2 protein-coding genes and 1 pseudogene are annotated in these 2,281 nt (G+C 64.3%); all 3 read right to left on the bottom strand.

The features are described from left to right. A partial coding sequence (locus tag EKN06_RS15530) for a phosphotransferase (protein WP_127613813.1) occupies positions 1-965 on the bottom strand: 965 nt, incomplete at its 3' end. 5 nt (positions 966-970) lie between these two features. Continuing rightward, positions 971-2,179, bottom strand: coding sequence for an acyl-CoA dehydrogenase family protein (locus EKN06_RS15525; protein ID WP_127613812.1), 1,209 nt, complete (start codon positions 2,177-2,179; stop codon positions 971-973). Beyond that, positions 2,176-2,281: pseudogene (locus tag EKN06_RS16045) on the bottom strand (3-hydroxyacyl-CoA dehydrogenase); the annotation flags it as partial. The gene EKN06_RS15525 and the pseudogene EKN06_RS16045, both read right to left, overlap by 4 nt.

The raw sequence follows: 2,281 nt of genomic DNA, 5'->3' as shown, positions 1-2,281 counted from the left end.
TGGAAGATCGCGGCGAGGCGGAAGAACTGGAACGCGACGTAGAAGTCCCAGCCCGGGATGCTGTCGCGCCCCATCCGCCGGCAGTAGGCGGCGACATATTCGGCCTCGCTCGGGATGTTGAGCGCGGCAAGATCCGCGCCTTCTAGTCCCGCTACGATGTCGGGCGGCATCCGGTACATCATCGCATGATAGGCAAAGTCGGCCAGCGGATGGCCCAGCGTCGACAGTTCCCAATCCAGCACCGCCAGCACGCGCGGTTCGGTGGGGTGGAAGATCATGTTGTCGCAGCGGAAGTCGCCGTGAACCACGCTCGTCTCGTCGCCTGCCGGGATATGTTCGGGCAGCCACGCGACGAGACGGTCCATGTCCTCGTTGCGACCCGCTTCCTCGTCCGCGAGGTACTGCTTCGACCAGCGCCCGATCTGCCGCGCAAAGTAGTTTCCCGGCTTGCCGTAGTCGCCAAGCCCGACGGCTTCGTAGTCGACCTGGTGCAGCGCGGCCATCGTCGCATTCATCGCATCGAAGTAGGCGGGCCGATCCTCTCTCGCGACATCGGGGAACGTCGCGTCCCAGAAGATGCGGCCCTCCACCATGTCCATCACGAAGAACCACGTCCCGATCACATCGTCGTCGGTGCAGATGCCGTGGACGCGCGGCACCGGGAAGCCGGCCCCATTTATCTTCGCACGGCCCAGCCCGGTCATCACCTGCGCCTCGCGCTCCACCGCATGCGCGCCCTTCAGCAGTTCGCCGGGCGGCTTGCGGCGCAGCACGTATTTCGCGCCCGGCGTCGTCAGCTTGTAGGTCGGGTTCGACTGCCCGCCCCTGAACTGTTCGATCGTCAGCGGCCCGGCAAAGCCCGCGACATTCGCTTCCATCCACGCGGCGAGGCGACCCTCGTCGACCTCGTACCCCGCGCGGACCGGAGTGGTGCCGCTGTTGGCTTCGGCGATCTCGCTACCCATCGCGGTTATGCCTCCTGTGTCGCAGCCTGCGTCTCGCGCCAGTCGCGCTTGATCTTCTTGGCCAGGCTCCACTTGTGAACCTCGGTCGGGCCGTCATAGATGCGAAAGGCGCGGATTTCGCGGAACACCTGTTCGACGATGGTCTTGTCGGTCACGCCGTTGCCGCCCATCACCTGCACGCAGTTGTCGGCAATGCGCATCAGCGCTTCGGACACCGCGACCTTGGCCATACTGCTTTCGACCGTACCCAGAGATCCTGTGTCCAGCACGCTGGCGCACCAGTAGACCATCAGTTCGGCCTGCTTGATGTCGATCTTGTTCTGCGCGAGCATGAAGCCCACGCCTTCGTGATCGATCAGCGTCTTGCCGAACGCCATGCGGCGGCAGGCGTAGTCGGTGGCGATTTCCTGCGCCCGGATGCACGCCCCCAGCCAGCGCATGCAGTGCGACAGGCGCGCAGGGCTCAGCCGGATCTGCGCATACTTGAACCCCTCGCCCGCCTCGCCCAGCATCTGGTCGGCCGGAACGCGCAAGGCATCGATGGTCACGGTCGCGTGGCTGCCGGGCATCGAGTTGTCGATGGTGTTGGGCACCGCGTCGATGCGGATCGCCGGATCGGGCAGGTCGACCACGAACATGCAGGCCCCGCCCATCGAATCCGGGTCTTCGGACTTGGCCATCACGATGCCGACCTTGGCGCCCTCGGCCCCGGTGATGAACGCTTTCTTGCCGTTCACCACCCAGTGATTGCCGTCCTTTTTGCAGGTCGTGATCATCATCGACGGATCGGACCCCGCCCCGCCCAGTTCGGCAGGCTCGGTCATGAAGAACGCGCTGCGCGATTGGCCGGACAGCATCTGCTTCAGGAATTTCTCCTTCAGCAGGTCGGACCCGACATGGCCCAACAGGTACATGTTCCCTTCGTCCGGCGCGTTGGTGTTGCACGCCAGCGGGCCCAGCGGCGACAGGCCCGACCTGATCAGCACATGCGCCGTCTCGACCTGCGTCAGGTGCGATCCGTCGGGCAGGACATGCGGGGTCAGCACGCCCGCCGCACGCGCCTTCTCGCGCATTTCCATGACCATGACGTCCATCGGCGCGCCATGATGATCGCGCCGGTCGTCCTGTTCATAGGGAAAGACGACTTCGCGCACGAAAGCCTCGACCTTGGCGCCGATCGCCTGCGCGCGTTCCGATATCTCGGGGAAATTCATTTCGGGGCCATCCTGATTGCTCCATCCAGACGGATCGTCTCGCCATTCAGCATCGGATTGGAAACTATCATTTCAACCATCTGAGCATATTCGTCAGGGTGG

Origin of the sequence: Croceicoccus ponticola (assembly GCF_004004515.1) — a bacterium.
Taxonomy (GTDB): domain Bacteria; phylum Pseudomonadota; class Alphaproteobacteria; order Sphingomonadales; family Sphingomonadaceae; genus Croceicoccus; species Croceicoccus ponticola.
Note: the sequence above shows the minus strand (reverse complement) of the source record. Positions and strands in the feature narration are given on the sequence as shown.